Here is a 25,110-nt window from a genome sequence, read left to right as displayed (position 1 = left end):
CCCTTTATTGGTTTTTTATGCATATTTTGTGATTATATTTTCACTTGATCATCAAGATTACGCTGAAGAACCCCTAGGGTGGACCCAATAATGACCGAAAAATCCGCAGTAAGCCGCAGTACCTTTGATCAGGTTATCCTGCCTGTTTATGCACCTGCTCAGTTCGTGCCGGTACGCGGTAAAGGCAGCCGTGTATGGGATCAACAGGGGAAAGAGTACATCGATTTCTCCGGTGGCATCGCGGTGACGGCGTTGGGGCATTGCCACCCGGCGCTGGTGGCGGCGCTGAAAGAGCAGGGTGAAACCCTGTGGCATACCAGCAACGTCTTCACGAACGAACCGGCGCTGCGCTTGGCCACCAAATTGATCCAGGCCACGTTTGCCGATCGGGTGTTTTTCGCCAACTCCGGTGCGGAAGCCAATGAGGCGGCCTTCAAACTGGCACGCCATTACGCGATTACCCGGCATAGTCCATACAAAACCAAAATCATCGCGTTTTATAACGCGTTTCACGGTCGTACGCTCTTCACCGTCTCAGTGGGTGGGCAGGCCAAGTATTCTGACGGCTTTGGGCCGAAGCCTGCGGATATCGTGCACGTGCCGTTCAACGATCTGGCCGCGGTAAAAGCCGTGATGGATGACCACACCTGTGCGGTAGTGATGGAACCGATTCAGGGTGAAGGCGGTATTACCCCGGTAAATGCCGAATTCCTCAAAGGCGTACGTGAACTCTGCGACAAGCACCAGGCGCTACTGGTATTCGATGAAGTACAAAGCGGTATGGGGCGCAGCGGCAAACTGTTCGCTTACATGCATTATGGTGTGACGCCGGACATTCTTACCACAGCCAAAGCTCTCGGTGGAGGTTTCCCGGTCAGCGCCATGTTGACCACCGAAGACATTGCGTCGGTAATGCAGGTAGGCACTCATGGCACCACCTACGGTGGCAACCCGCTAGCCTGTGCTGTGGCAGAAGCCGCACTGGACGTGATCAATACGCCAGAGGTGCTGAGCGGCATTGAACTGCGCCATGGTTTGTACGTGCAGGCGTTAAAGAAGGTGGGCGAGAAGTACGGTATCTTCAGCGACATTCGTGGCATGGGCCTGCTGATTGGTGCTGAGCTGACACCGCAATATCAGGGTAAAGCGCGTGACTTCCTGACCGCTGCCGCTGCACGTGGGCTGATGATTCTTAACGCCGGGCCAAATGTGATCCGCTTTGCTCCTTCGCTGGTGGTAGAGATTCAGGATATTGACGAGGGTATGGCACTGTTTGAGTTGGCCGTGCAGGATGTGATTAACGCTTAATGCGTCGCATGGATTACGGGGCGCGCCCCTCCCACTAAACAACAGAGCACTATGTCATCAACCTAAGGGCGCCCTACGGCGCCCTTATTGATCGCGTAATTTACGCTTCAGCCAGATGCCGTGGTGCGGACGCTGGCGCCAGGCCAGTGACGAAATGGTGTGCATCACACTCAGGTGCGACAAAATGCGCCGCAGGTGGCGTTCCATCTCGGTAATCGGCATCTCTGGGTGGAGATCCGGCGGCTGCATGATGGCGTTGCTGCTCGGCCCGTCGTATTCCAGGCGCTGCTGACAGCTTTGCAGCGCGATTTCACAGGTTTGCAGATACTCCTCCGCCAGCTTTGGCGTCAGCATATAGTGTTCACGCGCCAGAATGGTCATTGCATTAAGATGCTCAACAATAAACTGGCTGTGTGTCACCCACAGGCGCATATCCGCCAGATAGCTCGATTCAAACCCCGGCTCCTGCATTGCCTGATTAAGCGAGGTGAAAAGCGCATTGTGTGACTGATTGACCTGCATGCGGGCATAGGCCAGCGCACTGGGATCGGGTTCTTGCTCTTCCAACAGTAAACGCAATGCCTGTTGATCGTTCTCCAGCGCTTGGTGAGCGTTCTTACGCAGCAAACCGCTTTGCCACTGTGGCCATAACCAGATGGTGCTGCCGAACACCAGCACACAACCGATCAAGGTATCGATCAGGCGTGGAACCAGAAAATGGGTACCGTTTAGCGCCAGTAATTGCAAGGTGTAGACCGCCGTTACCGTAAAACCAATCACTGCCAACCCGTAGTTTTTACGCGAGACCAAGTAGGCCAGCAGGGTGATCACCAGCATTACGCTCAGCGTTTCAGCCTCAGGCAACTGCAGTTGCAGCAGGCCGGCGGCGAGTACGAGCCCAACCAGGGTGCCAAGCGCACGGTGCTGGATACGTACCCGGGTGGCGTTGTAGCCATTCTGGCTCACCAGCATGATGGTCAGCAGTATCCAGTAAGGCTTCGGTAAGTTGAAAATCATCCCGAGGCTACTGCCGGCAGCGAGTGTGACACCCAGGCGTGCCGCATTGCGCAGGGCGTTGGATTTAAATGACAGATAACTAACTAGCGCAGGCCAGAACGGCAAACGGTTTTGATTGGCCATCAGATCGCGTCGGTAAAGCGGGTGTTGGGTGCGTAACAGACGAGCAATACGGCTGAAATGGTAGTAACAGAACTGCCCAACGGGGTTATCCGGGTGCTGCGCTGCCACTTTCTCTAGCGCCGCCAGTTCATTGTCCATATTGAAACGCTGAGAATGCTGGTGATAGAGAATATCGTGTGCCACCGTGCGCAGCCGGCCGGCAATCACCTGTGCATTGCGGCGGATGATGGCTTCGGCCTGGCTTTGCTCCACCAGTTTTTGCACTTCTTCCGGCAGATGTAGACTGACGGTAATGTGTTCCTGCAGATCCAGTGCGACCTGAAAAGTACGCTGTAGGCGCTTTTGTTCGAGGTTACTGGCGTGCGGTAGAAAGTTAAGCTGCTGATACAGCAGGGTGATCAGATCCATCACTTTTTGCTGGCGTATCAACAGTGGCGGTAATGCGGTCTGTGGATCGGTATGCTGGGTCAGCAGCGAATATTTGGCCTCAAAGTAGTCCGCCAGTTCCAAATAGAGCTGATTGAGCGATTCGCGCATCGGTTGTTCTTTCCACAGCGTGAACCAAAACCAGGTAAACAGCCCGTACCAGGCGGTACCCACGACGTATAGCAGCGGTGCGTGCCAAAGCGGAACTGTACCGGCCATACTGAGGGAGAAAATGGCGGCAACCAGCGAGGCGGGCAACAGGCGGGCATGTAACGGACTTATTTCACCGCTGACGCCGAGAAGCAGTGCCAGGCCAAGCATCAACACCGGCAACGGCAAGTGCCAAAGCAATGCTTGCTGTAATAGCAGGCTGCTGAGTGCAAATAGAGAGCCACCGACGATCAGACGTTTGAAGAAGCGTTTGTGAGGGGTGTCTAGCCCGGCAATATTGCAGCAGGCAGGAACCAGGGAAAATAATAGGCCGTATTGCAGTTGGCCGCTCAACAGGCCGAGTAACACTGGCAGGCACAGCACCAGCGTTTGCCGCAGTGCATAGTTGACTTCCGGGTGGTAAATCAGTCTGCGCCACATGATGACTTGGGGCATAAAAAAACGGCGCGAATCATCGCGCCGTTTTTTCAGTGATTAACGCGTGCCGTAAACGACAATGGTTTTGCCGTGGGCGGAGATCAGGTTTTGATCTTCAAGCATTTTCAGAATACGGCCAACGGTTTCACGTGAACAACCGACGATTTGGCCAATTTCCTGACGAGTAATTTTAATCTGCATACCATCAGGATGGGTCATGGCATCAGGTTGTTTCGCCAGGTTCAGCAGTGTTTGCGCGATACGGCCTGTAACGTCCAAGAAGGCGAGGTTACCCACTTTCTCAGATGTTATCTGCAGACGGTTTGCCATCTGGGCTGACAGGCGCATCAGGATGTCCGGGTTGACCTGAATTAACTGGCGGAATTTCTTGTAGGAAATTTCAGCCACTTCACAGGCGGTCTTCGCCCTAACCCAGGCGCTACGCTCCTGACCTTCTTCAAATAATCCAAGCTCGCCGATGAAATCCCCCTGGTTAAGGTAGGATAAAATCATCTCTTTACCTTCTTCATCCTTAATCAGCACCGCGACGGAGCCTTTGACGATGTAGTAAAGCGTTTCGGCTTTTTCACCTTGGTGAATCAGCGTACTTTTGGATGGATATTTGTGGATATGGCAATGAGACAGGAACCATTCGAGAGTAGGGTCTGTTTGCGGTTTGCCGAGAACCATTCGCTGTTATCCTCTGTTGTTATCGCTGCCTTGTGTCACAGGGGTCAGAGTTCCCTGTAAAACCTGTTGTCGCCGTTGTTTTAATGGTGGCTATCAGCAGATTTTGAGGCGTGTCATAAATATACGCTGTCGCTCTAGCATATTAACTTGCCGGGAGAGCTGCAAGCTACATTCTGTTAACATACCGGTAAAGGAGCCTTTCCCTGGGAGTTTCCCTGAAATCAGTGTCCCGGAAAGATTTATTGCGGCTCTGTTTGTAGCACAGAGTGAGGCGGGTGTCTTGTGTTGTCTCGCTTCAGCATGATTAGCATCAGGTTCCGTTGCCAGTTTCTATGCGAAAGCGTACCCTGATTTTAAGAAATTAACCGGAGTGACCAGTATGCAGGCAAGAGTTAAGTGGGTGGAAGGGTTAACGTTTCTGGGTGAATCCGCGTCTGGCCATCAGGTGTTGATGGACGGCAATGCGGGCGACAAAGCGCCCAGCCCGATGGAAATGGTGCTGATGTCGGTAGGGGGCTGTAGTGCTATCGACGTGGTGTCGATCCTGCAAAAAGGGCGTAATGATGTGCGTGATTGCGAGGTCAAGCTGACTTCTGAACGACGTGAAGAAGCACCGCGGCTGTTCACCCATATCAACCTGCACTTTATCGTGAGCGGTAAAGATCTGAGCGACAAAATCGTTGAGCGGGCGGTGAACCTTTCGGCGGAGAAATACTGCTCGGTGTCATTGATGCTGAGTAAGGCCGCCAGCGTGACTCACAGCTTTGAAATCCGCGACGTGGCCTAATGGCGAAAAGGCGCGGCCCATCGCCGCGCTCTATCCACTTATTCGATTTTTTTGCCTTCCAGCAGACGCTGCACCAAGGGTGCCATGATCAGCTCCATCGCCAGCCCCATTTTGCCGCCCGGCACCACAAGCGTATTGATGTGTGAGATAAAGGATCCCTGCAGCATCGCCAGTAAATAAGGGAAGTCGATTTGATCCAGGCCGCGGAAGTGAATCACCACAAAGCTCTCGTCCAGCGAAGGGATCGCCTTGGCGGCAAACGGATTCGACGTGTCGACCGTGGGTACCCGCTGGAAGTTGATATGGGTGCGTGAGAACTGCGGCGTAATGTAGTTGATGTAATCCTCCATCGAACGTACCACCGAGTCCATCACCGCTTCACGGGAGTGGCCGCGTTCACCGGTATCGCGGATCAGCTTCTGAATCCATTCCAGATTCACGATAGGCACCACGCCAACCAGCAGGTCGACATGTTTGGCCACGTCGTTGTGTTCGGTCACAACGCCGCCGTGTAGCCCTTCATAGAACAGCACGTCAGTCGGTGCCGGTAAAGGCTCCCAAGGTGTAAAGGTACCGGGAACCTGGTTATAGGGCACCGCTTCATCGTAGGTATGCAGATACTTGCGTGAACGGCCGGTACCGTTCTTGCCGTAGTCGAGAAAGCTTTGTTGCAGCAGGCCGAAGTCGTTGGCTTCGGGGCCGAAATAACTGATATGACGGCCGAGATCGCGTGCTTTACGGATAGCTGCATCCATTTCCGGTCGGGTATAGCGGTGGAAACTGTCGCCTTCCAGCTCTGCGGCGCGGATATTCAGCTGCTGAAAGATTTTACGGAACGCCACGCTGGTCGTGGTAGTGCCGGCTCCGCTAGAACCGGTCACTGCGATAACGGGATGTTTGGCGGACATAGTGGTGCTCACTCCGTGTTAAATGCGCAGGCGTCAGTTATGGTTATTGGTCTGTTTGACGCCCTTTCGCCAAGGGCAAAATTCCGCGCGTTGGTTTGCAATAGCCCATTGTTACCTGATTTTTTCCGTCAGTCATAGAACCGAGCAAGACTAAATTTCTTCTTGCCCGGCCCGGAACTGCCCTCGCGGCATGATGTTGATGGTTTCATGCAGTTCTGACCACACCAGCAATACTTCGCCATTTTTCAGCTGACGGCGCACATCTTCCACTTTTTGCTCCAGCGAGCGTTCGTGCTCACCGTAGTCCGTCCCTTCTCGCAGCACAAAGGACTCGATCAGGCTATTAAGGGTCTCAGTTTCCAGTTCTTTCCAGGGGATAATCACGAGGTTGTTTCCAGATAAGGGGCAAGCCAGGATGGAATACGGTATTCCAGCCACATATGGGGTTTGTTCAACGTGCCGCCGACAAAGCCGACGTGGCCGCCAAACTCGGTCAACTGGTATTCGATATTGTGTGGCAGTGTGGCCACGTCGGGGATCACCTCGGCGGTCATAAAGGGATCGTCTTTGGCATGGATGATCAGCAGCGGTGTTTGGATCGCCGGCAGCAGCGGTAAGGCACTGCAACGACGGTAATAGTCAGTGGCGTCGTTGAAACCATGGATGCGTGACGTAATGGCATCGTCAAAGTCACGGATGCGGCGCAACGCATTAAGCTGCGTCAGCTTAAGCGGCAGGGTGTCTGGGTAGTGCAATAATTTACGGGTGGCATTCTGTTTCAATTGCCCGAGCAAGTATCGCTGGTAAACCCGTGAGAAGCCTTGGTCCATTCGCCATGAACAAGGTTCCAACATCAGCGGCGCAGATACCACGACGGCAGCGTGCAGCAAACTCTTGTTTCCTTGCTGGGACAGATAGCAGGCCAACATGTTGCCGCCGAGCGAGACGCCCACCGCGGCGGTTGGTACTTCTCCGTAGGTGGTTCGTAGCCACTGCAGGAAGAAGCGTGCATCCTCCGTTTCGCCGGAATGATAAATACGTGATTTACGGTTGGGGACGCCGCTACAGCCGCGAAAATGCATCACCACGCCGAGCCACCCTTTTTCGCGCCAGGCGCTGAGCTGACCGTGGGCATAGGGGCTATAGAAACTCCCTTCCAGCCCGTGAAACAGGACCACGCGTGGCTTGTGGCTGGCCAGGGCGGGATCTTCGCTCCAGGCAAGATCGACAAAATCACCGTCGGGCAATTCCAGCCTTTGCCAGTGCGGTTTTAGCTGCACGCGGCGGCGCACCAACCGTGGCAACAGTGTCTGTAAATGTGGATTACTGGCCCCGGTCAAAGGGCGAAAGGATTCATGCATAACGTGAATAAAAATCTTTTTGGCGGCTATTGTGAGATTAATAGTGCGCTGTTAGCTTCACTACCTGAGTTAACAATAATACTGCAAAAAATCCCCCTGGGTGAGGAGCACCCACCTCATGGAACCGAGTTTATTTCTTTCGATGTTAGGCTTCTTGTGGGTTGCTGCGATCACGCCTGGCCCAAACAATATGTTACTGACAACTTCCGGCGCCAACTTTGGTTTTATGCGCTCACTGCTGCTGATGATTGGCATCATGTTGGGCATGCAAAGTATTTTGCTGCTGGTGGCGTTCGGCGTGGGTAGCCTGATACTGGTTTACCCCGCATTGCACCTGGTGCTGAAAATTCTCGGTAGCCTGTACCTGCTGTGGCTGGCGTGGAAAGTGGCGACGGCAGCCTATGAAAAACTGGAAACCGATGTGGCGCCACCCAAACCGATACGTCTGTACCAGGGCTGGCTGTTGCAGTTCCTTAACCCCAAGGCCTGGTTGATGGCATTGGGGGCGGTGGCAAGCTTCAGCCTGGCGGGCGATAAATACAATACGTCGATTCTGGCAATCTCGCTGGGCATTTTGGTGGTGAATATCGTCGCCGGGGTGATTTGGCTGGGATTTGGTACGGTGATTGGCCGCCTGTTACGCAGCAAAAAGGCCTGGATCATCTTTAATGTTTCTATGGGGCTGCTGACGGCGGCCTGTGTGTTACTCATCTGGCATTAAGGAATTGCAGATGGCAGAAAATTACTTCCACGTGGCGGCTTTTACCGGCGAAGGGTTCCGCGGTAACCCTGCCGGCGTCTGCCTGCTGAAGCATCCATTGTCGGCCGCAGAGATGCAGGCTATCGCCAATGAACTGAGTCTGCCGGAGACCAGTTTTGTCTGGGACGATGGCGATATGTCGGCTATTCGCTGGTTTACACCTCAGCGCGAGGTCGATCTGTGTGGCCATGGCACGTTAGCGGCGGCGCACGTGATATTCAGTGCGGTAAACCCGGCGTTGCAAGATATTCGGTTCCGCTCGGCAAGCGGCGACCTGTACGTTAAGCGTGATGTCGAGGATGGTGAACGTTTGATTTTGGACTTCCCGTCTCGGCCACCGCAGAAGATCGAAGAGCCTGCCGGGTTGGCGGCGCTATTGGGGATCCCTGTGCAGGAAGTGTGGCAGGCCAATGCGCTGCTGGTGGTGCTGGAAAATGAAGCGCAGGTACGGGCAGTACACCCCGATGTCCCGGCATTAATTGCCCTGACCGGCCGTGCGGTGATCGTCAGTGCTCCGGGCGAAACGGTAGACTTTGTCTCCCGCTATTTCACCCTCGACGGCGGCGAAGACCCGGTAACCGGCTCAGCACACTGCACGTTGATGCCGTATTGGACCGCTCGTCTGGGGCGTCATCAACTGCGCGCACGCCAGGTTTCAGTGCGCGGTGGTGAATTGTTCTGCGAACTGAAGGGGGATCGCACCTTGATTGGTGGTTACGCCCGGGTTTTCCTGCGTGGGGAACTGTTGGCGTGATGATGATTTCCTGTAATTCATATTCTCTAGGGTAATAACGAAGTTTTTTTTATTCTTTTATAGCTCGTCACCGCTCAGATAAAACTGTCAGCAACTGAACAGACTTTTATCATTGGAGCGGACCATGGCGAGCAAACTCTTTTCATTACGCAGCGCGGCACTTCTGGTGTTCTCACTCAGTACGGCCAGCGCCTACGCAGTGGACGTGACCGTGGCGTACCAAACGTCGGCGGAACCTGCCAAGGTAGCGCAGGCGGAAAATAGCTTCGCTAAACAGTCCGGTGCCACCGTTGACTGGCGTAAGTTTGACAGCGGCTCAAGCGTGTTACGTGCGCTAGCCTCCGGCGACGTGCAGATCGGTAATATCGGCTCCAGTCCACTGGCAGTAGCCGCCAGCCAGAAACTCCCTATCGAAGTGTTCTTGATCGCCTCACAACTTGGCAGCTCCGAGGCCCTGGTGGTGAAGAAGACGATTAAAAGTCCACAGGACTTGATCGGCAAACGCATCGCTGTGCCCTTTATCTCTACCACCCATTACAGCCTGCTAGCCTCGTTGAAGCACTGGGGTATCAAACCTGAGCAGGTCAACATTCTTAATTTACAACCACCGGCCATTGCCGCTGCCTGGCAACGCGGTGATATCGATGGGGCCTATGTCTGGGCACCGGTGGTCAATGAGTTGGCCAAACAAGGCAAGGTGCTGACGGATTCTGCCGAGGTCGGACAGTGGGGGGCTCCGACCCTTGATGTCTGGGTGGTGCGTAAAGACTTTGCAGAAAAACATCCTGAAGTGGTAACGGCCTTTGCTGCCAGTGCGCTGAATGCCCAAAAAGCCTATCTGGCGCAGCCGGATCAGTGGCTGAAGGACAAAGGAAATCTCAGTACGCTGGCCCGTCTAAGCGGTGTGCCGGAAGAGCAGATACCGGTCTTGGTGAAGGGCAATACCTACCTGCCGGTTGCGGAGCAGATCACCCAGTTGGGTCAGCCGGTGGACAAGGCTATTCACGATACGGCGGAATTCCTCAAACAACAGGGCAAAATTCCACAGGTCGACAGTGATTACAGTGCCTATGTCACCGATCGTTTTGTAAAACAGGTGCAGGCTGCGCCGCAGTCGTAAGGGAGCAGAATGCTAAACGTTAATCACCTTTCAGCAGAATATCAGGGGCGTCCAGCGCTGCGCGACGTCTCGTTCCAAATTGCCGCAGGGCAACTGGTGGTGGTGCTTGGCCCCTCGGGCTGCGGCAAAACCACGCTGCTGAATTTGATCGCCGGGTTTATTGAGCCTTCAGCTGGCAGCATCACGCTGGATGGAACGACCGTGAATGGCCCTGGCGCCGAGCGGGGCGTGGTGTTCCAGCATGAGGGTTTACTGCCGTGGCGCAATGTGGTGGATAACGTTGAGTTTGGCCTGCAGCTGGCCGGCGTTGGCAAACAACAGCGTCGCCAGGTGGCGCAGCAGATGTTACAGCACGTCGGGTTGGCGGGTTACGAACAGCATTTCATCTGGCAGCTTTCTGGTGGCATGCGGCAGCGGGTGGGTATTGCACGTGCGCTGGCAGCCGATCCTCGCCTGCTATTGTTGGATGAGCCGTTCGGCGCGCTGGATGCTTTTACCCGTGAGCAAATGCAGGAGCTGTTACTGACCATTTGGCGTGATACCGGCAAGCAGGTGCTTCTGATCACCCATGATATTGAAGAGGCGGTGTTCCTTGCTAGCGAGCTGTTGCTGTTGTCGCCGGGGCCGGGCCAGGTGGTGGAACGTTTGTCGCTGAACTTCGGCCAGCGTTATGCCGACGGCGAGGCTTGCCGTTCAATCAAATCCGATCCCGAATTTATCGCGCAGCGCGAATATGTGCTGAGCAAAGTATTCCAACAGCGCGAGGCCTTGCTATGAGTCTGCATTCCGCTCTCAAAGAGGTTGCTCAGCCGCAGGTGGTTGTGCGTCGTCGGTTTAGCGTACCGCGTAATGTCTGGCTAAGCAGTGCGACCTTGTTGGTGGTATTGGCCGCCTGGTGGAGTGTCACGGCGCTGAACCTGATTAGCCCATTATTTTTGCCTGCTCCGCAGCAGGTATTGCATCAGCTCATCACGATTGCCAGCCCGCAGGGCTTTATGGATGCCACGCTGTGGCAACACTTGGCCGCCAGCCTGGGGCGCATTCTGGTGGCGCTGCTGGCCGCGGTGATTATCGGGGTCCCGGTGGGGATCGCGATGGGATTGAATGAGACGGTGCGTGGCATTCTCGATCCGCTGATTGAAATTTATCGGCCGGTGCCGCCATTGGCCTATTTACCCCTGATGGTGATTTGGTTCGGCATCGGCGAAACCTCAAAGATATTACTGATTTATCTGGCGATTTTCGCCCCGGTAACATTGTCGGCCGTCGCTGGCGTGCGCAGTGTGGCTCAGGTTCGTGTGCGGGCTGCCCAAGCCTTGGGCGCCAGCCGCTGGCAGGTGCTGCGTTTTGTGGTGTTGCCGAGCGCGCTGCCTGAGATTTTGACCGGCATCCGTATTGGGCTCGGGGTCGGTTGGTCGACGTTGGTGGCCGCGGAGCTGATTGCCGCCACTCGCGGCCTCGGATTTATGGTGCAATCCGCCGGTGAGTTTCTGGCTACCGATGTGGTGCTGGCTGGCATTGGCGTGATTGCGATTATTGCATTTGGGTTGGAGCTGGGGCTGCGCGCCTTGCAGCGCCGATTGACCCCGTGGCATGGAGTACAACAATGAACGAACGTTTGAATATCATCCCGTTGGGCCCCTATATCGGTGCGCTGGTGGAAAACGTTGAGCTGGCAAGACCGCTGGGCGACGGTCAATTCGAGCAGCTTTACCATGCCTTGCTGAAACACCAAGTGCTGTTCTTGCGTAATCAGCCAATTACACCCTTGCAGCAGCGTAATTTAGCCGGTCGCTTCGGTGATCTGCACATCCACCCGGTCTACCCGCAGGCCGCCGATGTGAAAGAGATCATCGTGCTGGATACCCATGATAATAATCCGCCGGACAATGATAACTGGCATACCGACGTGACCTTTATCGAAAACCCGCCGCTGGGGGCAATTTTGGCGGCGAAAACGCTGCCTTCTGCCGGTGGTGACACGCTGTGGGCCAGTGGTATTGCGGCTTATGACGCGCTGTCTGAACCGTTCAGGCAATTGTTGGCGGGGTTGAGGGCGGAACATGATTTTACCAAGTCATTCCCGGAGCATAAGCATCGTGGTAGCGAAGAGGAACACCAGCGCTGGCAGTTGGCGGTGCAGAAAAATCCCCCTTTGTTGCATCCGGTGGTGCGGACCCATCCCGTGAGTGGTCGTCAGGCGCTGTTCGTCAATGAAGGCTTTACCACCAGGATTGTTGATTTGGCACCAAAGGAAAGCGATGCACTGCTGAATTTCCTGTTTGCGCATATTACCAAACCGGAATTCCAGGTGCGTTGGCGCTGGCAGGAAAATGACATTGCCATTTGGGATAACCGCGTGACGCAGCATTACGCCAACGCGGATTATCTGCCGCAGCGGCGCATCATGCACCGCGCGACCATTCTGGGGGATAAACCTTTTTATCGCGCGTAAGAATGTCTGCACGGCGCAGCGGCGGTGTGAGCTCGCCCCCGCACAGGCATTCTCCGATAACGATAGCTGCCTTGAATGTTAAGATTCAAATTCCTGGGCCAGGCTTTCCAACTGCTCTTGCGTATCCAGCCAGGTCATTTCCGTCTCTTCCAGTGCGGATTTGGTCTGGCTTTGTTTTTGCAGGCATTCGGTCAGCTCAGCTTTACGGCTGATGTCGTACAGCGCCGAGTCCGCCAGTTTTTCTTCTATCGCCGTCAGTTCGGCACCCAGTTTTTCCATCTGCAGTTCCAACTTGGCGATCTGCTTGCGCAGCGGCTGGGTTTGGGTGCGGAATTCGGCCTCGCGGCGTTTCTGATCTTTACGTGCCTGTGCGCTGTTGGCGTTGTTTTCTTTGTCTGGCGCATCTTGCTGGTTTTCCTGCCGTTGCAGGTCGCTCAGCCATTGCTGATAGTCGTCAAGATCGCCTTCGAACACCTCGACCTGGCCATCGTGCACCAGATAGAGATCGTCTGTGGTGGAGCGCAACAGGTGACGGTCGTGCGATACCACAACCAACGCGCCTTCGAAGTCGATTAACGCTTCGGTGAGCGCCTGGCGCATGTCCAGGTCCAAGTGGTTAGTGGGTTCATCGAGCAGCAGCAGGTTAGGGCGCTGCCAGACAATCAAGGCCAGTACCAGTCGTGCCTTTTCGCCGCCGGAGAAGCGCTCGGTGACCTCGGTGACCTTATCGCCCTGGAAACCAAAACCGCCCAGATAGTCGCGCAGTTGTTGTTCCAGCACTCGGGGTGCTATACGGCTCAGATGTTGCAAGGGGGATTCGTCGGCGCGCAAAAACTCCAACTGATGTTGGGCGAAGTAACCCAGCTTGATGCCCTTCGCCAGACCAATCTCACCGCTCAGTGGCTCCAGCGAGCCGGCCAGCATTTTGATCAGCGTGGATTTACCTGCCCCATTGCGGCCCAGCAGGCCGATACGCGAGCCGGGTACCAGGTTCAGCTTGATCGATTTCAGGATCACTTTGTCGCCGTAACCTGCGCTGACCTTTTCCATACGTAGCAAAGGGTTTGGCAGGCTTTCTGGCTGACGGAAGCTGAAACTGAACGGGTTATCGACGTGGGCCGGCGCAATCAGCTCCATACGTTCGAGCATTTTGATGCGGCTCTGCGCCTGCTTGGCTTTGGTCGCCTGTGCCCGGAAGCGATCAATGTAGCTTTGCAGATGCGCCACTTTCTCCTGTTGGGTCTGGTACAGCGCTTGTTGCTGTGCCAATTTGGTCGAGCGTTGGCGTTCGAATGAGGAGTAATTGCCGGTATATTCGTTGATGGTTTCTTGCTCAATGTGCAGGATTTTATCGACGATAGGATCAAGGAAGTCACGGTCATGCGAAATCAGCACCAGCGTACCTTGATAACCCTTCAACCAGCGTTCCAGCCAGATCACCGCATCCAGATCCAAGTGGTTAGTCGGTTCATCGAGCAGCAGTAAGTCTGAGCGACAGACCAGCGCCTGCGCCAGGTTCAAACGCATACGCCAGCCGCCTGAGAAGGCGCGAACCGGATTGAGTAACTGCTCGTTGGAGAAGCCCAGACCATGCAGCAGGCTGGCGGCGCGTGAGCGAATGGTCCAGGCGTCGAGTGCGTCCAGTTTACCGTGCAGTGTGGCGATGGCGTGGCCGTCGTTTTTTTCGTTTGCCAACTGCAATTCGGCTTCAAGTTGGCGGAACTCACGGTCGCCGTCGATCACATACTCAAGCGCCGGTACATCCAGCGCAGGGGTTTCCTGATTTACCCAGGCCAAAGCCCAGTTACTTGGGAAGGTGTAGCTGCCGCCGTCTGCGGTCATTTCGCCTTTCAGCAATGACAGCAGCGTTGATTTTCCGCAGCCGTTTTTTCCCACCAGACCGACCTTCTGACCTGGATTAACCGTCGCCGTGGCGTTGTCCAACAGGACGCGGGTGCCGCGTCGGATTTGTAGCGAGGAGAATACAATCATAAAGCGCCGTATGTTCAGAGTATGTTAAATTGAGGTGATTCTAAATTAACAGGCCTTATATGCCCTATGAATTTCACGTTGCAGCCAGGCGACAAGGGCGCTTATCCCAGGAGCTACTAAGGTAAGTGGCTGGGGTTAACGCACGCAGGTAGCACCGCTGCAGTTTGAAAAGCGACGGGTATGCTGTCCTATTATTAGTCTTTGCGGACCATGGTAACGGAAAACCGCTACTCTGACGACGCTTTGGAGGGGAATGATGTCACAGCCGCCGAAGGTCTTGCTGCTGTATGCCCATCCGGAATCCCAGGACTCGGTAGCGAATCGGGTTTTGCTTCGACCGGCGCAGCAGTTGGAACATGTCACCGTGCACGATTTATACGCGCACTATCCTGATTTTTTTATTGATATTCACCACGAACAACAATTGCTGCGTGAACACCAGGTCATTGTTTTTCAACATCCTCTCTATACCTACAGTTGCCCGGCCCTGCTGAAAGAATGGTTGGATCGCGTGCTGTCGCGCGGCTTTGCCAGCGGTATCGGCGGCAATGCGCTGACGGGAAAGTATTGGCGTTCGGTGATCACCACCGGTGAGCCTGAGGGTGCCTACCGTACTGGCGGCTATAACCGTTATCCGATGGAAGATATTTTGCGGCCGTTCGAACTGACCGCCGCCATGTGCCACATGCACTGGATGACGCCGATGCTGGTGTATTGGGCACGCAGGCAGAAACCAGAGGTGCTGGAAAGCCATGCTGCCGCGTACGGTGACTGGTTGCGTCATCCGCTGCCACAGGGAGGGAGATGAACATGGAAGGCTCCGCCTTATTGACCGCAATTTTACTGTTTCTGTTCGCCGCGGTGGTTACGGTACCGATCGCCCGCCGGTTAGGGATTGGCGCCGTATTGGGCTACCTGATCGCCGGCATTGCCATCGGCCCCTGGGGGCTGGGCTTCATTCGCGACGTTGACGAGATCCTGCACTTTTCCGAGTTGGGTGTGGTGTTCCTGATGTTTATCATCGGGCTGGAACTGAACCCGAGCAAGCTGTGGGAGCTGCGGCGTTCCATTTTTGGTGTCGGCGCGGGACAAGTGCTGATTACCGCCGCTGTACTGGGGGCGTTGCTCTACCTTACCCATTTCGCTTGGCAGGCCGCTGTGATTGGGGGCATAGGACTGGCGATGTCTTCAACGGCCATGGCGCTGCAATTAATGCGCGAAAAAGGTATGAACCGCAATGAGGGCGGGCAACTGGGATTCTCGGTGTTGTTGTTCCAGGATATGGCGGTGATCCCGGCGCTGGCCCTGATCCCGATTTTGGCCGGTGCCGGTGGTAGCAGTGACGATTGGGCACAAATTGCACTCAAGGTTGCGGCGTTCGGCGGCATGCTGATCGGTGGGCGTTTCCTGCTGCGGCCACTGTTCCGCTACATCGCTTCTTCTGGAGTGCGTGAGATCTTTACTGCCGCCGCATTGTTGGTGGTGCTCGGGGCCGCGTTGTTTATGGATGCGCTTGGCCTGTCGATGGCGCTTGGCACCTTTATCGCGGGTGTGCTGCTGGCGGAAAGTGAATATCGCCATGAGTTGGAAATCGCCATCGAGCCGTTCAAAGGGCTGTTACTGGGGCTGTTTTTTATCTCGGTGGGCATGGCGTTAAATATCGGCGTACTCTATACCCATTTGGTCGAAGTGTTGCTCGGTGTTGTGGTGCTGGTGACGATCAAGTCAGGCGTGCTTTATACACTGTCGCGTATTTTTGGGCTGCGCAGTTCCGTGCGTTTGCAGTTTGCCGGCGTGCTTAGCCAAGGTGGGGAATTTGCCTTCGTGCTGTTTTCGGCCGCGGGTGCACAGAAGGTCTTGCAGCCCGATCAGCTTGCATTGCTGTTGGTGGTAGTAACGTTGTCGATGATGACTACGCCGTTACTGATGCAGATTATCGACCGTATTTTGGTACGCCGTTACAACGCCAAAGACGAAGACGAAGAGACGCCGTACGTGGAAGATGACGATCCGCAGGTGATTATCGTCGGCTTCGGGCGTTTTGGTCAGGTGATCGGCCGGCTGCTGATGGCCAATAAGATGCGTATTACCGTATTGGAACGGGACGTCAGCGCCGTCGGTGTGCTGCGTCGCTACGGTTATAAGGTGTATTACGGTGACGCCACCGAGCTGGAATTGCTGCGGGCAGCCGGGGCAGCGAAGGCCAAGTCGATTGTGATCACCTGTAATGAGCCGGAGGACACGATGGAAATTGTGCGCCTGTGTCAGCAGCATTTTCCCGAACTGAGCATTTTGGCGCGTGCACGTGGTCGCGTGGAGGCGCACGAATTATTGCAGGCGGGGGTCAAACAGTTTACTCGTGAAACCTTCTCCAGTGCCTTGGAACTGGGGCGCAAAGCGCTAATGGAGCAGGGCATGCATCCGCATCAGGCCTATCGTGCTCAGCAACACTTCCGTCGGTTGGATATGCGGATGCTACGTGAGCTGATGCCACCACATCACGGCGATGTGGCGCAGATTTCCCGCGTGAAAGAAGCGCGGCGCGAGCTGGAAGAACTTTTCCACCGAGAAATGCAAAAAGAGAGTCGCCAGTTCGACGGCTGGGATGAATACGAATAATTTGGAGCACTGAGATGTCTGCAACACGCAAAAGATTTATTGCCGGAGCCGTTTGCCCAAGCTGCAAAGCCATGGATACGCTGGCCGTTTGGCGCGAAGACCAGGTTGAAGTGGTCGAGTGCGTTAAGTGTGGTCACCATCAGCGACAGACCGAAGAGCAGGTCGCAAAACACGTGAGGCCGCAGGAGCAGGTGATCGGTATTTTCCATCCTGAGTAGCGTTATCGGGCGCGTTTTTTTATGCTGGAGGGTACAGCGGGGCAGATTTCCGATACAATCTGTCCGGTTAAGGCGTAGCCCAAAGACAGTTGCGCCAAGTGTCTAACGGTAGGAGATATCATGAAAGTAGCAAAAGACTTGGTGGTCAGCCTGGCTTATCAAGTACGTACAGAAGACGGTGTGTTGGTTGATGAGTCTCCGGTGAGTGCGCCGCTGGACTATCTGCACGGGCATGGTTCTCTGATCGCAGGTCTGGAAAAAGCACTTGAAGGCCACGAAGCTGGCGATCGTTTTGACGTGAATGTCGGCGCTAACGATGCGTACGGCAACTACGACGAAAACCTGGTGCAGCGCGTGCCTAAAGACGTCTTTATGGGCGTTGACGAGTTGGAAGTTGGCATGCGTTTCCTGGCTGATACCGATCAGGGTCCAGTTCCAGTCGAAATCACCGAAGTGGACGGCGATCACGTCGTGGTTGACGGCAACCACATGCTGGCTGGCCAGAACCTGAACTTCAATGTAGAAGTTGTCGCGATTCGCGAAGCTACTGCTGAAGAACTGGCGCACGGTCACGTACACGGCGAGCACGATCATCACCACGAACACGGTGAAGGTTGCTGCGGCGGCCATGGCCACGATCACGACCATGACCACGCGCATGGCCAGGATCAGGCTAAGAAAGGCGGTTGCGGTAACGGCGGTTGCGGCTGCCACTAATCGCAGCGCAGTAACGGCAAAAAAAGGCGGCCCTGGGGCTGCCTTTTTTATGGTCTGTCAATAATGTGGCGGCGGCGTTTCTTCCGACTGCGAGGCGATCATCGACGTTTGGGTCGAACGCAGTTTGTCGGTCAGAACGCGCAGGTGGTCCTGCAATTTCAGCATTTCAAGCTGGTGTTGTACCACCGTTTGGTTGAGTTCTTCGATGGTGACTTCCTGAAAGGCCTGGCGGCTTTCCAGCTCTTCAAGCCGCATTAACAGGCTTTGGGTATCGGCGTTGTGCATGATGCTACCTCTGACACGGTTTAATCCTGGATCTGACACTATGTTAACAGCTACCGCTGGCTTTGCGCTGTGCTATTTCACCCGCTCCGTGAGGCAACTTCACGAAAGCGCGGGGCCTGTGTAAAGTGCTGAAAAATAGAGCGCTTGCTTTGACGGTATTTGTTACTGTTGCGCTGCGGGATGAAAGAAAAATCTGATTTATCATGCGGGTAGCACATTAAACGAAACTTCTGTTTAAAGCGGGAGTCACACTTTGACTCGATTGGTTACCTGTGTGACTGTTTTGTTTTCTTTCGGACAGCTATAGTAGCCCGGTTATCTTACTTAATGATTGTTTGGGGCACCGCTTCAGACACTGGAGAAATGGATGAAATCTTTGTTTAAAGTCACGCTTCTGGCAACCACCATGGCTTTTGCTCTGAATGCGACCCACGTCATGGCTGCGGATGCAGCTAAACCGGCAGAAGCGGCGAAACCTGCTGACGCGGCGCCAAGCACTGGCAAGTTCAAGAATGATGACGAACAAGCGGCTTACGCACTGGGTGCATCACTGGGTCGTTACATGGACAACTCGCTGAAAGAGCAAGAAAAGCTTGGCATTAAACTGGATAAAGACCAGTTGATCTCAGGCGTTCAAGACGCTTTTGCTAACAAGAGCAAACTGAACGACGCAGACATCGAAAAAACGCTGCAGAGCTTTGAAGCACGCGTGAAGGCTTCCGCTCAGGCGAAGATGGAGCAGGACGCGAAAGATAACGAAGCGAAAGGCACTAAGTACCGCGACACCTTCGCTAAAGAAAAAGGCGTGAAGAAAACTGAATCTGGCCTGCTGTATCAGGTAGAAAAACCAGGTGCCGGTGCTGCGCCTAAAGACAGCGATACCGTTGTGGTGAACTACAAAGGCACCCTGACCGACGGCACTGAGTTCGACAACTCATACACCCGTGGCGAGCCGCTGTCGTTCCGTTTGGACGGTGTGATCCCAGGTTGGACTGAAGGCCTGAAACACATCAAGAAAGGCGGCAAAATCAAGCTGGTTATCCCACCGGCACTGGCCTACGGTAAAACTGGCGTTCCGGGCATCCCGGCTAACTCCACCCTGGTATTCGACGTTGAGCTGCTGGACGTGAAAGCGGCACCAAAAGCCGACGCTAAGGCAGAGAAGCCCGCTGACGCAGCGGCTGATGCTAAAGCGCAATAAGCCTGTCTGAGTACCTCACCGCCGCGAATATTCTTCGCGGCGGCTTTATTTTAGCACACCCAATTACGTGCCACTTTCACGCCTTACCCACTGATCGCTTGACGCCTGCCGGGCATCGGGCTTAACGTCAATACCACGCGCAAACGCAAGGATTTTACTCTGGTTGTTTTGCTAGACTAATAATCCGGGCTTATAAGTCATGCGCCTGCCCCTTAGGGCGTGTATCTAAAACTGTTCCTGGTCGTTTCGGCCTGCGGACGTTCGTCGTGCTGTTTCAGACTGATATCAGCCAGCCCACCCTGTTTTATCACAAGGGTGCGCCGCCTGTGGAAAGCAGCCTGCACGAGCAGTTTTAGCTGCGCCCCCTGGCACAGGCGATCTTTGAGGGTGGTATTTTCGATGTCTAATTCGCTTTTATCCAGCGAAGCCAGCGAACTTGATTTGCTGAATGAACGTCCGTTTACTCAGACGGATCATGAAATTCTGAAGTCTTACGAAGCCGTTGTTGATGGCCTGGCGATGTTAATCGGCGGGCATTGCGAAATTGTGCTGCACGCACTGGAAGATTTGAAATGCTCTGCGGTGCGCATTGCTAACGGCGAACATACCGGTCGGCAAATCGGTTCGCCGATCACTGACCTGGCGCTGCGTATGCTGCACGACATGGCGGGTGACGATAGCAGCGTGTCGAAAGCCTATTTTACCCGCGCCAAGAGCGGCGTGCTGATGAAGTCGGTAACTATCGCCATTCGCAATCGCGAGCAGCGAGTGATTGGTTTGCTGTGCATTAACATGAACCTCGATGTTCCCTTCTCCCAAGTCATGCAGACCTTCATGCCACCGGAAACGCAAGATGTTGCCCCGTCGGTCAACTTTGCGTCCTCCGTTGACGACTTGGTGGCGCAAACGCTGGAGTTCACCATTGAAGAAGTGAATGCCGATCGCACTGTCTCCAACAATGCGAAAAATCGCCAGGTGGTACTGAACCTCTACGAGAAGGGTATTTTTGATATCAAGGATGCGATTAACCAGGTGGCGGATCGGCTGAATATCTCCAAACACACGGTGTACTTGTACATTCGCCAGTTCAAAAGCGGCGATCTGTTGGGAACCGAACGTTGATGCTGGATTACTGTCTTTTGGTCACTGGCCCGGCGTATGGCACCCAGCAGGCTAGCAGTGCCTATCAGTTTGCACTTGCCCTTTTAGCTAAAGGGCACCGCCTTTCCAGCGTGTTTTTTTACCGTGAAGGCGTATTGAACGCCAATCAACTGACGGCACCGGCCGGTGATGAGTTCGATTTGGTACGGTGCTGGACGCAGCTGGCGCAGCAGCACGGTATTGCACTCAATGTCTGTGTGGCAGCCGCGCTGCGACGTGGAGTGACCGACGAGCAAGAGGCCGCGCAGCAAGGGCTGGCTACCGCCAATCTTCAGCCGGGTTTCATCCTCAGCGGGCTGGGGTCATTGGCGGAGGCTTCGCTGAGCTGTGACCGTTTGGTGCAGTTCTGAGAGAGTTTATGAAACGAATCGCTTTTGTTTTTACCCAGAGTCCTCATGGTAGTGCCGGTGGCAGAGAAGGGCTGGATGCATTGCTGGCCACGTCTGCGTTGAGCGAAGAGGTGGGTGTGTTTTTTATTGGCGACGGCGTACTGCAGCTTTTGCCAGGGCAGCAGCCGGAAAAAATTCTGGCGCGTAATTACATTGCGACCTTCGGCGTGTTGCCGTTGTATGACGTTGAGCAATGCTATCTGTGCCAGGCATCCTTACAGGAACGCGGTTTGGGTCAGGTGACCGACTGGGTATTGGGTGCTGAAATACTGCCACCGGATGCGTTGCGCCTGCAGTTGGCCAGCTATGACGTGGTGATGACTTTTTAGGAAATCCTGATGCTGTATACCCTTAGCCGTTCCCCCACACAATGTGATTTGCCAGCATTGCTGCGCTTAACTGCCCCAGGTGATGACTTGCTGTTGTTGCAAGATGGCGTGCTGGCTGGCTTGGCTGGCAGCGCGCACCTTGAATTGCTACTCAGCGCCCCCATATCCCTTTATGCGCTGCAGAACGACCTGGAAGCCAGAGGATTGGTTGGTCATTTTTCGCACAATATTACTGTTGTCGGCTATAATCATTTCGTCGAATTAACCGAAAAACACCGCAGCCAAATGGCTTGGTGATGAGAGTAATGTTGTATATTTCTTGACACCTCAACTGCTCAGCCATAAAATTCTGCGTCCCGTACTTTGCCAGTAGTGCATACGGGGGGATTTATCACATGTTTACGAAGCAACAAACGAAGCAAAAACCAGGAGCTTTTTAATGGCAACAATTAATCAGCTGGTACGCAAACCACGCTCTGTGAAGGCTGCTAAAAGCAACGTTCCAGCGCTGGAAGCCTGCCCGCAGAAACGTGGCGTATGTACTCGCGTATATACCACCACTCCTAAGAAACCAAACTCCGCACTGCGTAAAGTATGCCGTGTGCGTTTGACTAACGGTTTTGAAGTTACCTCCTACATCGGCGGTGAAGGTCATAACCTGCAGGAACACTCCGTGATCCTGATCCGTGGCGGTCGTGTAAAAGACTTGCCAGGTGTGCGTTACCACACCGTTCGTGGTGCACTTGACTGCTCCGGCGTTAAAGACCGTAAGCAAGCTCGTTCCAAGTACGGCGTGAAGAAGCCAAAGGCTTAATGGTTCTCCGTTAAGTAAGGCCAAACATTTTCACTTTAATGTCAAAATAAACTCGTAGAGTTTTGGACAATCCTGAATTAACAACGGAGTATTTCCATGCCACGTCGTCGCGTAATCGGCCAACGTAAAATCCTTCCAGATCCTAAGTTCGGATCCGAACTGTTGGCCAAATTTGTAAATATCCTGATGGTAGATGGTAAAAAATCTACTGCAGAAGCAATCGTCTATACCGCGCTGGAGACCCTGGCTCAGCGTTCTGGTAAAGATCACCTGGAAGCTTTCGAAGTAGCTCTCGACAACGTACGCCCGACTGTAGAAGTTAAGTCTCGCCGCGTTGGTGGTTCTACTTATCAGGTACCGGTTGAAGTTCGCCCGGTCCGTCGTAATGCTCTGGCAATGCGTTGGATCGTTGATGCTGCTCGTAAACGCGGTGATAAATCCATGGCTTTGCGCTTGGCGAACGAGCTTTCTGACGCAGTTGAGAACAAAGGTTCTGCTGTTAAGAAACGTGAAGACGTTCACCGTATGGCCGAAGCTAACAAGGCGTTCGCCCACTACCGCTGGTAATTGCCACGCAGTAGTTATGCTAACCAAGCGGGCGCTTCAAGAAGCCAACCCGCTTGGGTTAACTGAACTTGAACGCCTAAGGCAATAGAGGAATCAAATGGCTCGTACAACACCCATTGAGCGCTATCGTAACATCGGTATCAGCGCCCACATCGACGCCGGTAAAACGACCACTACCGAACGTATTCTGTTCTACACCGGTGTAAACCACAAAATCGGTGAAGTTCATGATGGCGCAGCCACCATGGACTGGATGGAACAGGAGCAGGAGCGTGGTATTACCATCACTTCTGCAGCGACTACTGCTTTCTGGTCTGGTATGGCCAAGCAGTTCGAGCCGCACCGCGTAAACATCATCGACACCCCAGGGCACGTTGACTTCACCATCGAAGTAGAACGTTCTATGCGTGTTCTTGATGGTGCGGTAATGGTTTACTGTGCTGTTGGTGGTGTTCAGCCGCAGTCTGAAACCGTATGGCGTCAGGCTAACAAATACAAAGTTCCACGCATCGCGTTCGTTAACAAAATGGACCGCATGGGTGCTAACTTCCTGAAAGTTGTTGGTCAGATCAAGTCTCGTCTGGGCGCGAATCCAGTTCCATTGCAACTGGCTATCGGCGCGGAAGAGAAATTCACCGGTGTTGTTGACCTGGTGAAAATGAAAGCTATCAACTGGAACGAAGCTGATGCTGGCGTGACCTTCGAATACGAAGAGATCCCTGCAGACATGCAAGAACTGGCTGCTGAATGGCACCAGAACCTGGTTGAATCTGCAGCGGAAGCTTCAGATGAGCTGATGGACAAATACTTGGGCGGCGATGAGCTGACCGAGGAAGAAATCAAGAAAGCTCTGCGTCAGCGCGTGCTGAACAACGAAATCATCCTGGTGACTTGTGGTTCTGCATTTAAGAACAAAGGCGTACAGGCGATGCTGGATGCGGTAATTGATTACCTGCCAGCTCCTACTGACGTTGCTGCAATCAACGGTATGCTGGATGACGGTAAAGATACTCCAGCTGTTCGTCACTCTACCGATGATGAGCCGTTCGCGGCGCTGGCGTTCAAAATCGCTACCGACCCGTTCGTAGGTAACTTGACCTTCTTCCGTGTGTACTCAGGTGTGGTTAACTCCGGTGACACCGTACTGAACTCCGTGAAGGCGGATCGTGAGCGTCTGGGCCGTATCGTTCAGATGCATGCGAACAAACGTGAAGAGATCAAAGAAGTTCGCGCGGGCGACATTGCTGCGGCAATCGGCCTGAAGAACGTGACTACCGGTGACACTCTGTGTGATCCAGACAATGTGATCATTCTGGAGCGTATGGAATTCCCAGAGCCGGTAATTTCTATCGCGGTAGAACCAAAAACCAAAGCTGACCAAGAAAAAATGGGTCTGGCTCTGGGTCGTCTGGCTAAAGAAGATCCATCATTCCGCGTTTGGACTGACGAAGAAACTAACCAGACTATCATCGCAGGTATGGGTGAGCTGCACCTCGACATCATCGTTGACCGCATGAAGCGTGAATTCAACGTTGAAGCGAACGTCGGTAAACCACAGGTTGCTTACCGTGAAGCGATTCGCGCGAAAGTTACCGATATCGAAGGTAAGCACGCCAAGCAGTCTGGTGGTCGTGGTCAGTACGGTCATGTTGTTATCGACATGTACCCACTGGAGCCGGGCTCAAACCCGAAAGGCTACGAGTTCATCAATGACATTAAAGGCGGTGTGATCCCAACGGAATACATCCCTGCCGTTGATAAAGGCCTCCAGGAGCAGCTTAAGTCTGGTCCACTGGCCGGTTATCCGGTAGTTGATCTCGGTGTGCGTCTGCATTTCGGTTCTTACCATGATGTTGACTCCTCCGAATTGGCGTTTAAACTGGCCGCGTCTATCGCCTTTAAAGATGGCTTTAAAAAAGCGAAACCTGTTTTGCTTGAGCCAATCATGAAGGTTGAAGTTGAAACGCCGGAAGAGAACACTGGTGACGTCATCGGTGACCTTAGCCGTCGTCGTGGTCAACTGAAAGGTCAGGAATCTAACGCTACTGGCGTTCAGATTCACGCTGAAGTTCCGTTGTCCGAGATGTTCGGATACGCGACACAACTGCGTTCTCTGACCAAAGGCCGTGCTTCTTACTCCATGGAGTTCCTGAAGTACGATGATGCGCCGAACAACGTCGCTCAGGCCGTTATTGAAGCCCGTGGTAAATAAGCTTTCGGGTTTAACACATTGATCAGTGCTCTCTCCATGAGGGGAGAGCATAAGAGTAAGGAATATAGCCGTGTCTAAAGAAAAATTTGAACGTTCCAAACCGCACGTTAACGTTGGTACTATCGGCCACGTTGACCACGGTAAAACTACCCTGACTGCAGCAATCACCACCGTTCTGGCTAAAACCTACGGCGGTTCTGCACGTGCTTTCGATCAGATCGATAACGCGCCAGAAGAAAAAGCTCGTGGTATCACCATCAACACTTCTCACGTTGAATATGACACCCCGACTCGTCACTACGCGCACGT

General features: G+C 54.0%; 28 protein-coding genes. 21 read left to right on the top strand and 7 right to left on the bottom strand.

Annotated elements, in window-relative coordinates; genetic code table 11:
- Positions 1-90 precede the first annotated feature (90 nt).
- Positions 91-1,308: an aspartate aminotransferase family protein gene (locus JOE25_RS22590; RefSeq protein WP_245210065.1), complete on the top strand. Its 1,218-nt coding sequence runs from the start codon at positions 91-93 to the stop codon at positions 1,306-1,308.
- A gap of 84 nt (positions 1,309-1,392) precedes the next feature.
- On the opposite strand, the gene JOE25_RS22585 is transcribed toward JOE25_RS22590, so the two are convergent.
- Positions 1,393-3,465 (bottom strand): YccS/YhfK family putative transporter, encoded by a 2,073-nt coding sequence (locus tag JOE25_RS22585; RefSeq protein ID WP_209639455.1) that lies wholly within the window; start codon positions 3,463-3,465, stop codon positions 1,393-1,395.
- 54 nt (positions 3,466-3,519) lie between these two features.
- Positions 3,520-4,152: a cAMP-activated global transcriptional regulator CRP gene (gene crp, locus JOE25_RS22580; protein WP_004718520.1), complete on the bottom strand. Its 633-nt coding sequence runs from the start codon at positions 4,150-4,152 to the stop codon at positions 3,520-3,522.
- A 379-nt stretch (positions 4,153-4,531) separates the two neighbouring features.
- Here crp and JOE25_RS22575 point away from each other — a divergent pair, with 379 nt between their 5' ends.
- Complete coding sequence (locus JOE25_RS22575; RefSeq protein WP_209639097.1) at positions 4,532-4,939, top strand: OsmC family protein; 408 nt, start codon at positions 4,532-4,534, stop codon at positions 4,937-4,939.
- A gap of 38 nt (positions 4,940-4,977) precedes the next feature.
- On the opposite strand, the gene JOE25_RS22570 is transcribed toward JOE25_RS22575, so the two are convergent.
- The 3 genes from JOE25_RS22570 to JOE25_RS22560 all read right to left on the bottom strand — a co-directional run bounded on the left by JOE25_RS22570 (position 4,978) and on the right by JOE25_RS22560 (position 7,208).
- Positions 4,978-5,847, bottom strand: coding sequence for a phosphoribulokinase (locus tag JOE25_RS22570; protein ID WP_209639095.1), 870 nt, complete (start codon positions 5,845-5,847; stop codon positions 4,978-4,980).
- 150 nt (positions 5,848-5,997) lie between these two features.
- Positions 5,998-6,231 carry a YheU family protein gene (locus JOE25_RS22565; RefSeq protein ID WP_012147255.1) on the bottom strand — a complete coding sequence of 78 codons (234 nt, stop codon included), beginning with the start codon at positions 6,229-6,231 and terminating at the stop codon, positions 5,998-6,000.
- Positions 6,228-7,208, bottom strand: coding sequence for a hydrolase (locus tag JOE25_RS22560; RefSeq protein WP_209639093.1), 981 nt, complete (start codon positions 7,206-7,208; stop codon positions 6,228-6,230). The genes JOE25_RS22565 and JOE25_RS22560 overlap by 4 nt, the downstream gene beginning before the upstream one ends.
- Before the next feature lie 118 nt (positions 7,209-7,326).
- On the opposite strand from JOE25_RS22560, the gene JOE25_RS22555 reads away from it, so the two are divergent.
- From JOE25_RS22555 to tauD, 6 genes are all read left to right on the top strand, one after another.
- Positions 7,327-7,929, top strand: a complete 603-nt coding sequence (locus tag JOE25_RS22555) for a LysE family translocator (protein ID WP_209639091.1) — start codon at positions 7,327-7,329, stop codon at positions 7,927-7,929.
- A gap of 10 nt (positions 7,930-7,939) precedes the next feature.
- Positions 7,940-8,722 carry a PhzF family phenazine biosynthesis protein gene (locus JOE25_RS22550; protein WP_209639089.1) on the top strand — a complete coding sequence of 261 codons (783 nt, stop codon included), beginning with the start codon at positions 7,940-7,942 and terminating at the stop codon, positions 8,720-8,722.
- Between the two features lie 124 nt (positions 8,723-8,846).
- Positions 8,847-9,842 (top strand): taurine ABC transporter substrate-binding protein, encoded by a 996-nt coding sequence (gene tauA / locus JOE25_RS22545; RefSeq protein WP_209639087.1) that lies wholly within the window; start codon positions 8,847-8,849, stop codon positions 9,840-9,842.
- 9 nt (positions 9,843-9,851) lie between these two features.
- A complete protein-coding gene (tauB, locus tag JOE25_RS22540) occupies positions 9,852-10,619 on the top strand; it encodes a taurine ABC transporter ATP-binding subunit (protein WP_209639085.1) in 768 nt (255 codons plus the stop codon).
- Positions 10,616-11,452, top strand: a complete 837-nt coding sequence (tauC, locus tag JOE25_RS22535) for a taurine ABC transporter permease TauC (RefSeq protein ID WP_209639083.1) — start codon at positions 10,616-10,618, stop codon at positions 11,450-11,452. The genes tauB and tauC overlap by 4 nt, the downstream gene beginning before the upstream one ends.
- Positions 11,449-12,297 carry a taurine dioxygenase gene (gene tauD / locus JOE25_RS22530; protein ID WP_209639081.1) on the top strand — a complete coding sequence of 283 codons (849 nt, stop codon included), beginning with the start codon at positions 11,449-11,451 and terminating at the stop codon, positions 12,295-12,297. The genes tauC and tauD overlap by 4 nt, the downstream gene beginning before the upstream one ends.
- Before the next feature lie 78 nt (positions 12,298-12,375).
- On the opposite strand, the gene JOE25_RS22525 is transcribed toward tauD, so the two are convergent.
- Positions 12,376-14,289, bottom strand: coding sequence for an ABC transporter ATP-binding protein (locus JOE25_RS22525; protein WP_209639079.1), 1,914 nt, complete (start codon positions 14,287-14,289; stop codon positions 12,376-12,378).
- Between the two features lie 256 nt (positions 14,290-14,545).
- On the opposite strand from JOE25_RS22525, the gene kefG reads away from it, so the two are divergent.
- From kefG to slyD, 4 genes are all read left to right on the top strand, one after another.
- Positions 14,546-15,097, top strand: a complete 552-nt coding sequence (gene kefG, locus JOE25_RS22520) for a glutathione-regulated potassium-efflux system ancillary protein KefG (RefSeq protein ID WP_209639452.1) — start codon at positions 14,546-14,548, stop codon at positions 15,095-15,097.
- A gap of 2 nt (positions 15,098-15,099) precedes the next feature.
- The gene (gene kefB / locus JOE25_RS22515) at positions 15,100-16,908 is read left to right on the top strand and encodes a glutathione-regulated potassium-efflux system protein KefB (protein ID WP_209639077.1); all 1,809 of its coding nucleotides are present in this window, start codon (positions 15,100-15,102) and stop codon (positions 16,906-16,908) included.
- A gap of 14 nt (positions 16,909-16,922) precedes the next feature.
- The gene (locus JOE25_RS22510) at positions 16,923-17,126 is read left to right on the top strand and encodes a YheV family putative zinc ribbon protein (protein ID WP_209639075.1); all 204 of its coding nucleotides are present in this window, start codon (positions 16,923-16,925) and stop codon (positions 17,124-17,126) included.
- Positions 17,127-17,246: 120 nt separating this feature from the next.
- Positions 17,247-17,843, top strand: coding sequence for a peptidylprolyl isomerase (gene slyD / locus JOE25_RS22505; RefSeq protein ID WP_209639073.1), 597 nt, complete (start codon positions 17,247-17,249; stop codon positions 17,841-17,843).
- A gap of 57 nt (positions 17,844-17,900) precedes the next feature.
- Here slyD and JOE25_RS22500 read toward each other — a convergent pair whose 3' ends face one another.
- Complete coding sequence (locus JOE25_RS22500; protein WP_209639071.1) at positions 17,901-18,128, bottom strand: SlyX family protein; 228 nt, start codon at positions 18,126-18,128, stop codon at positions 17,901-17,903.
- Between the two features lie 367 nt (positions 18,129-18,495).
- Here JOE25_RS22500 and fkpA point away from each other — a divergent pair, with 367 nt between their 5' ends.
- The 9 genes from fkpA to JOE25_RS22455 form a co-directional block, all read left to right on the top strand.
- Positions 18,496-19,329 (top strand): FKBP-type peptidyl-prolyl cis-trans isomerase, encoded by an 834-nt coding sequence (gene fkpA, locus JOE25_RS22495; RefSeq protein WP_209639069.1) that lies wholly within the window; start codon positions 18,496-18,498, stop codon positions 19,327-19,329.
- A gap of 399 nt (positions 19,330-19,728) precedes the next feature.
- Positions 19,729-20,451 (top strand): transcriptional regulator, encoded by a 723-nt coding sequence (locus tag JOE25_RS22490; protein WP_209639066.1) that lies wholly within the window; start codon positions 19,729-19,731, stop codon positions 20,449-20,451.
- Between the two features lie 2 nt (positions 20,452-20,453).
- A complete protein-coding gene (tusD, locus tag JOE25_RS22485) occupies positions 20,454-20,840 on the top strand; it encodes a sulfurtransferase complex subunit TusD (protein WP_209639449.1) in 387 nt (128 codons plus the stop codon).
- Between the two features lie 8 nt (positions 20,841-20,848).
- Entirely contained in the window at positions 20,849-21,208 is a 360-nt protein-coding gene (gene tusC / locus JOE25_RS22480; RefSeq protein WP_209639064.1) for a sulfurtransferase complex subunit TusC, read from the top strand.
- Positions 21,209-21,217: 9 nt separating this feature from the next.
- On the top strand, positions 21,218-21,505 hold the full coding sequence (gene tusB / locus JOE25_RS22475) for a sulfurtransferase complex subunit TusB (RefSeq protein WP_209639062.1): 288 nt from the start codon (positions 21,218-21,220) through the stop codon (positions 21,503-21,505).
- 142 nt (positions 21,506-21,647) lie between these two features.
- Complete coding sequence (rpsL, locus tag JOE25_RS22470; protein ID WP_004930426.1) at positions 21,648-22,022, top strand: 30S ribosomal protein S12; 375 nt, start codon at positions 21,648-21,650, stop codon at positions 22,020-22,022.
- 96 nt (positions 22,023-22,118) lie between these two features.
- Positions 22,119-22,589, top strand: coding sequence for a 30S ribosomal protein S7 (gene rpsG, locus JOE25_RS22465; RefSeq protein WP_012147229.1), 471 nt, complete (start codon positions 22,119-22,121; stop codon positions 22,587-22,589).
- Between the two features lie 97 nt (positions 22,590-22,686).
- Entirely contained in the window at positions 22,687-24,801 is a 2,115-nt protein-coding gene (gene fusA / locus JOE25_RS22460) for an elongation factor G (protein WP_209639060.1), read from the top strand.
- 70 nt (positions 24,802-24,871) lie between these two features.
- Positions 24,872-25,110: GTP-binding protein (locus JOE25_RS22455; protein ID WP_348539709.1), on the top strand; the 239-nt coding region annotated here is incomplete at its 3' end.

The organism is Serratia sp. PL17 (assembly GCF_017832355.1).
Taxonomy (GTDB): Bacteria; Pseudomonadota; Gammaproteobacteria; order Enterobacterales; family Enterobacteriaceae; genus Serratia.
Note: the sequence above shows the minus strand (reverse complement) of the source record. Positions and strands in the feature narration are given on the sequence as shown.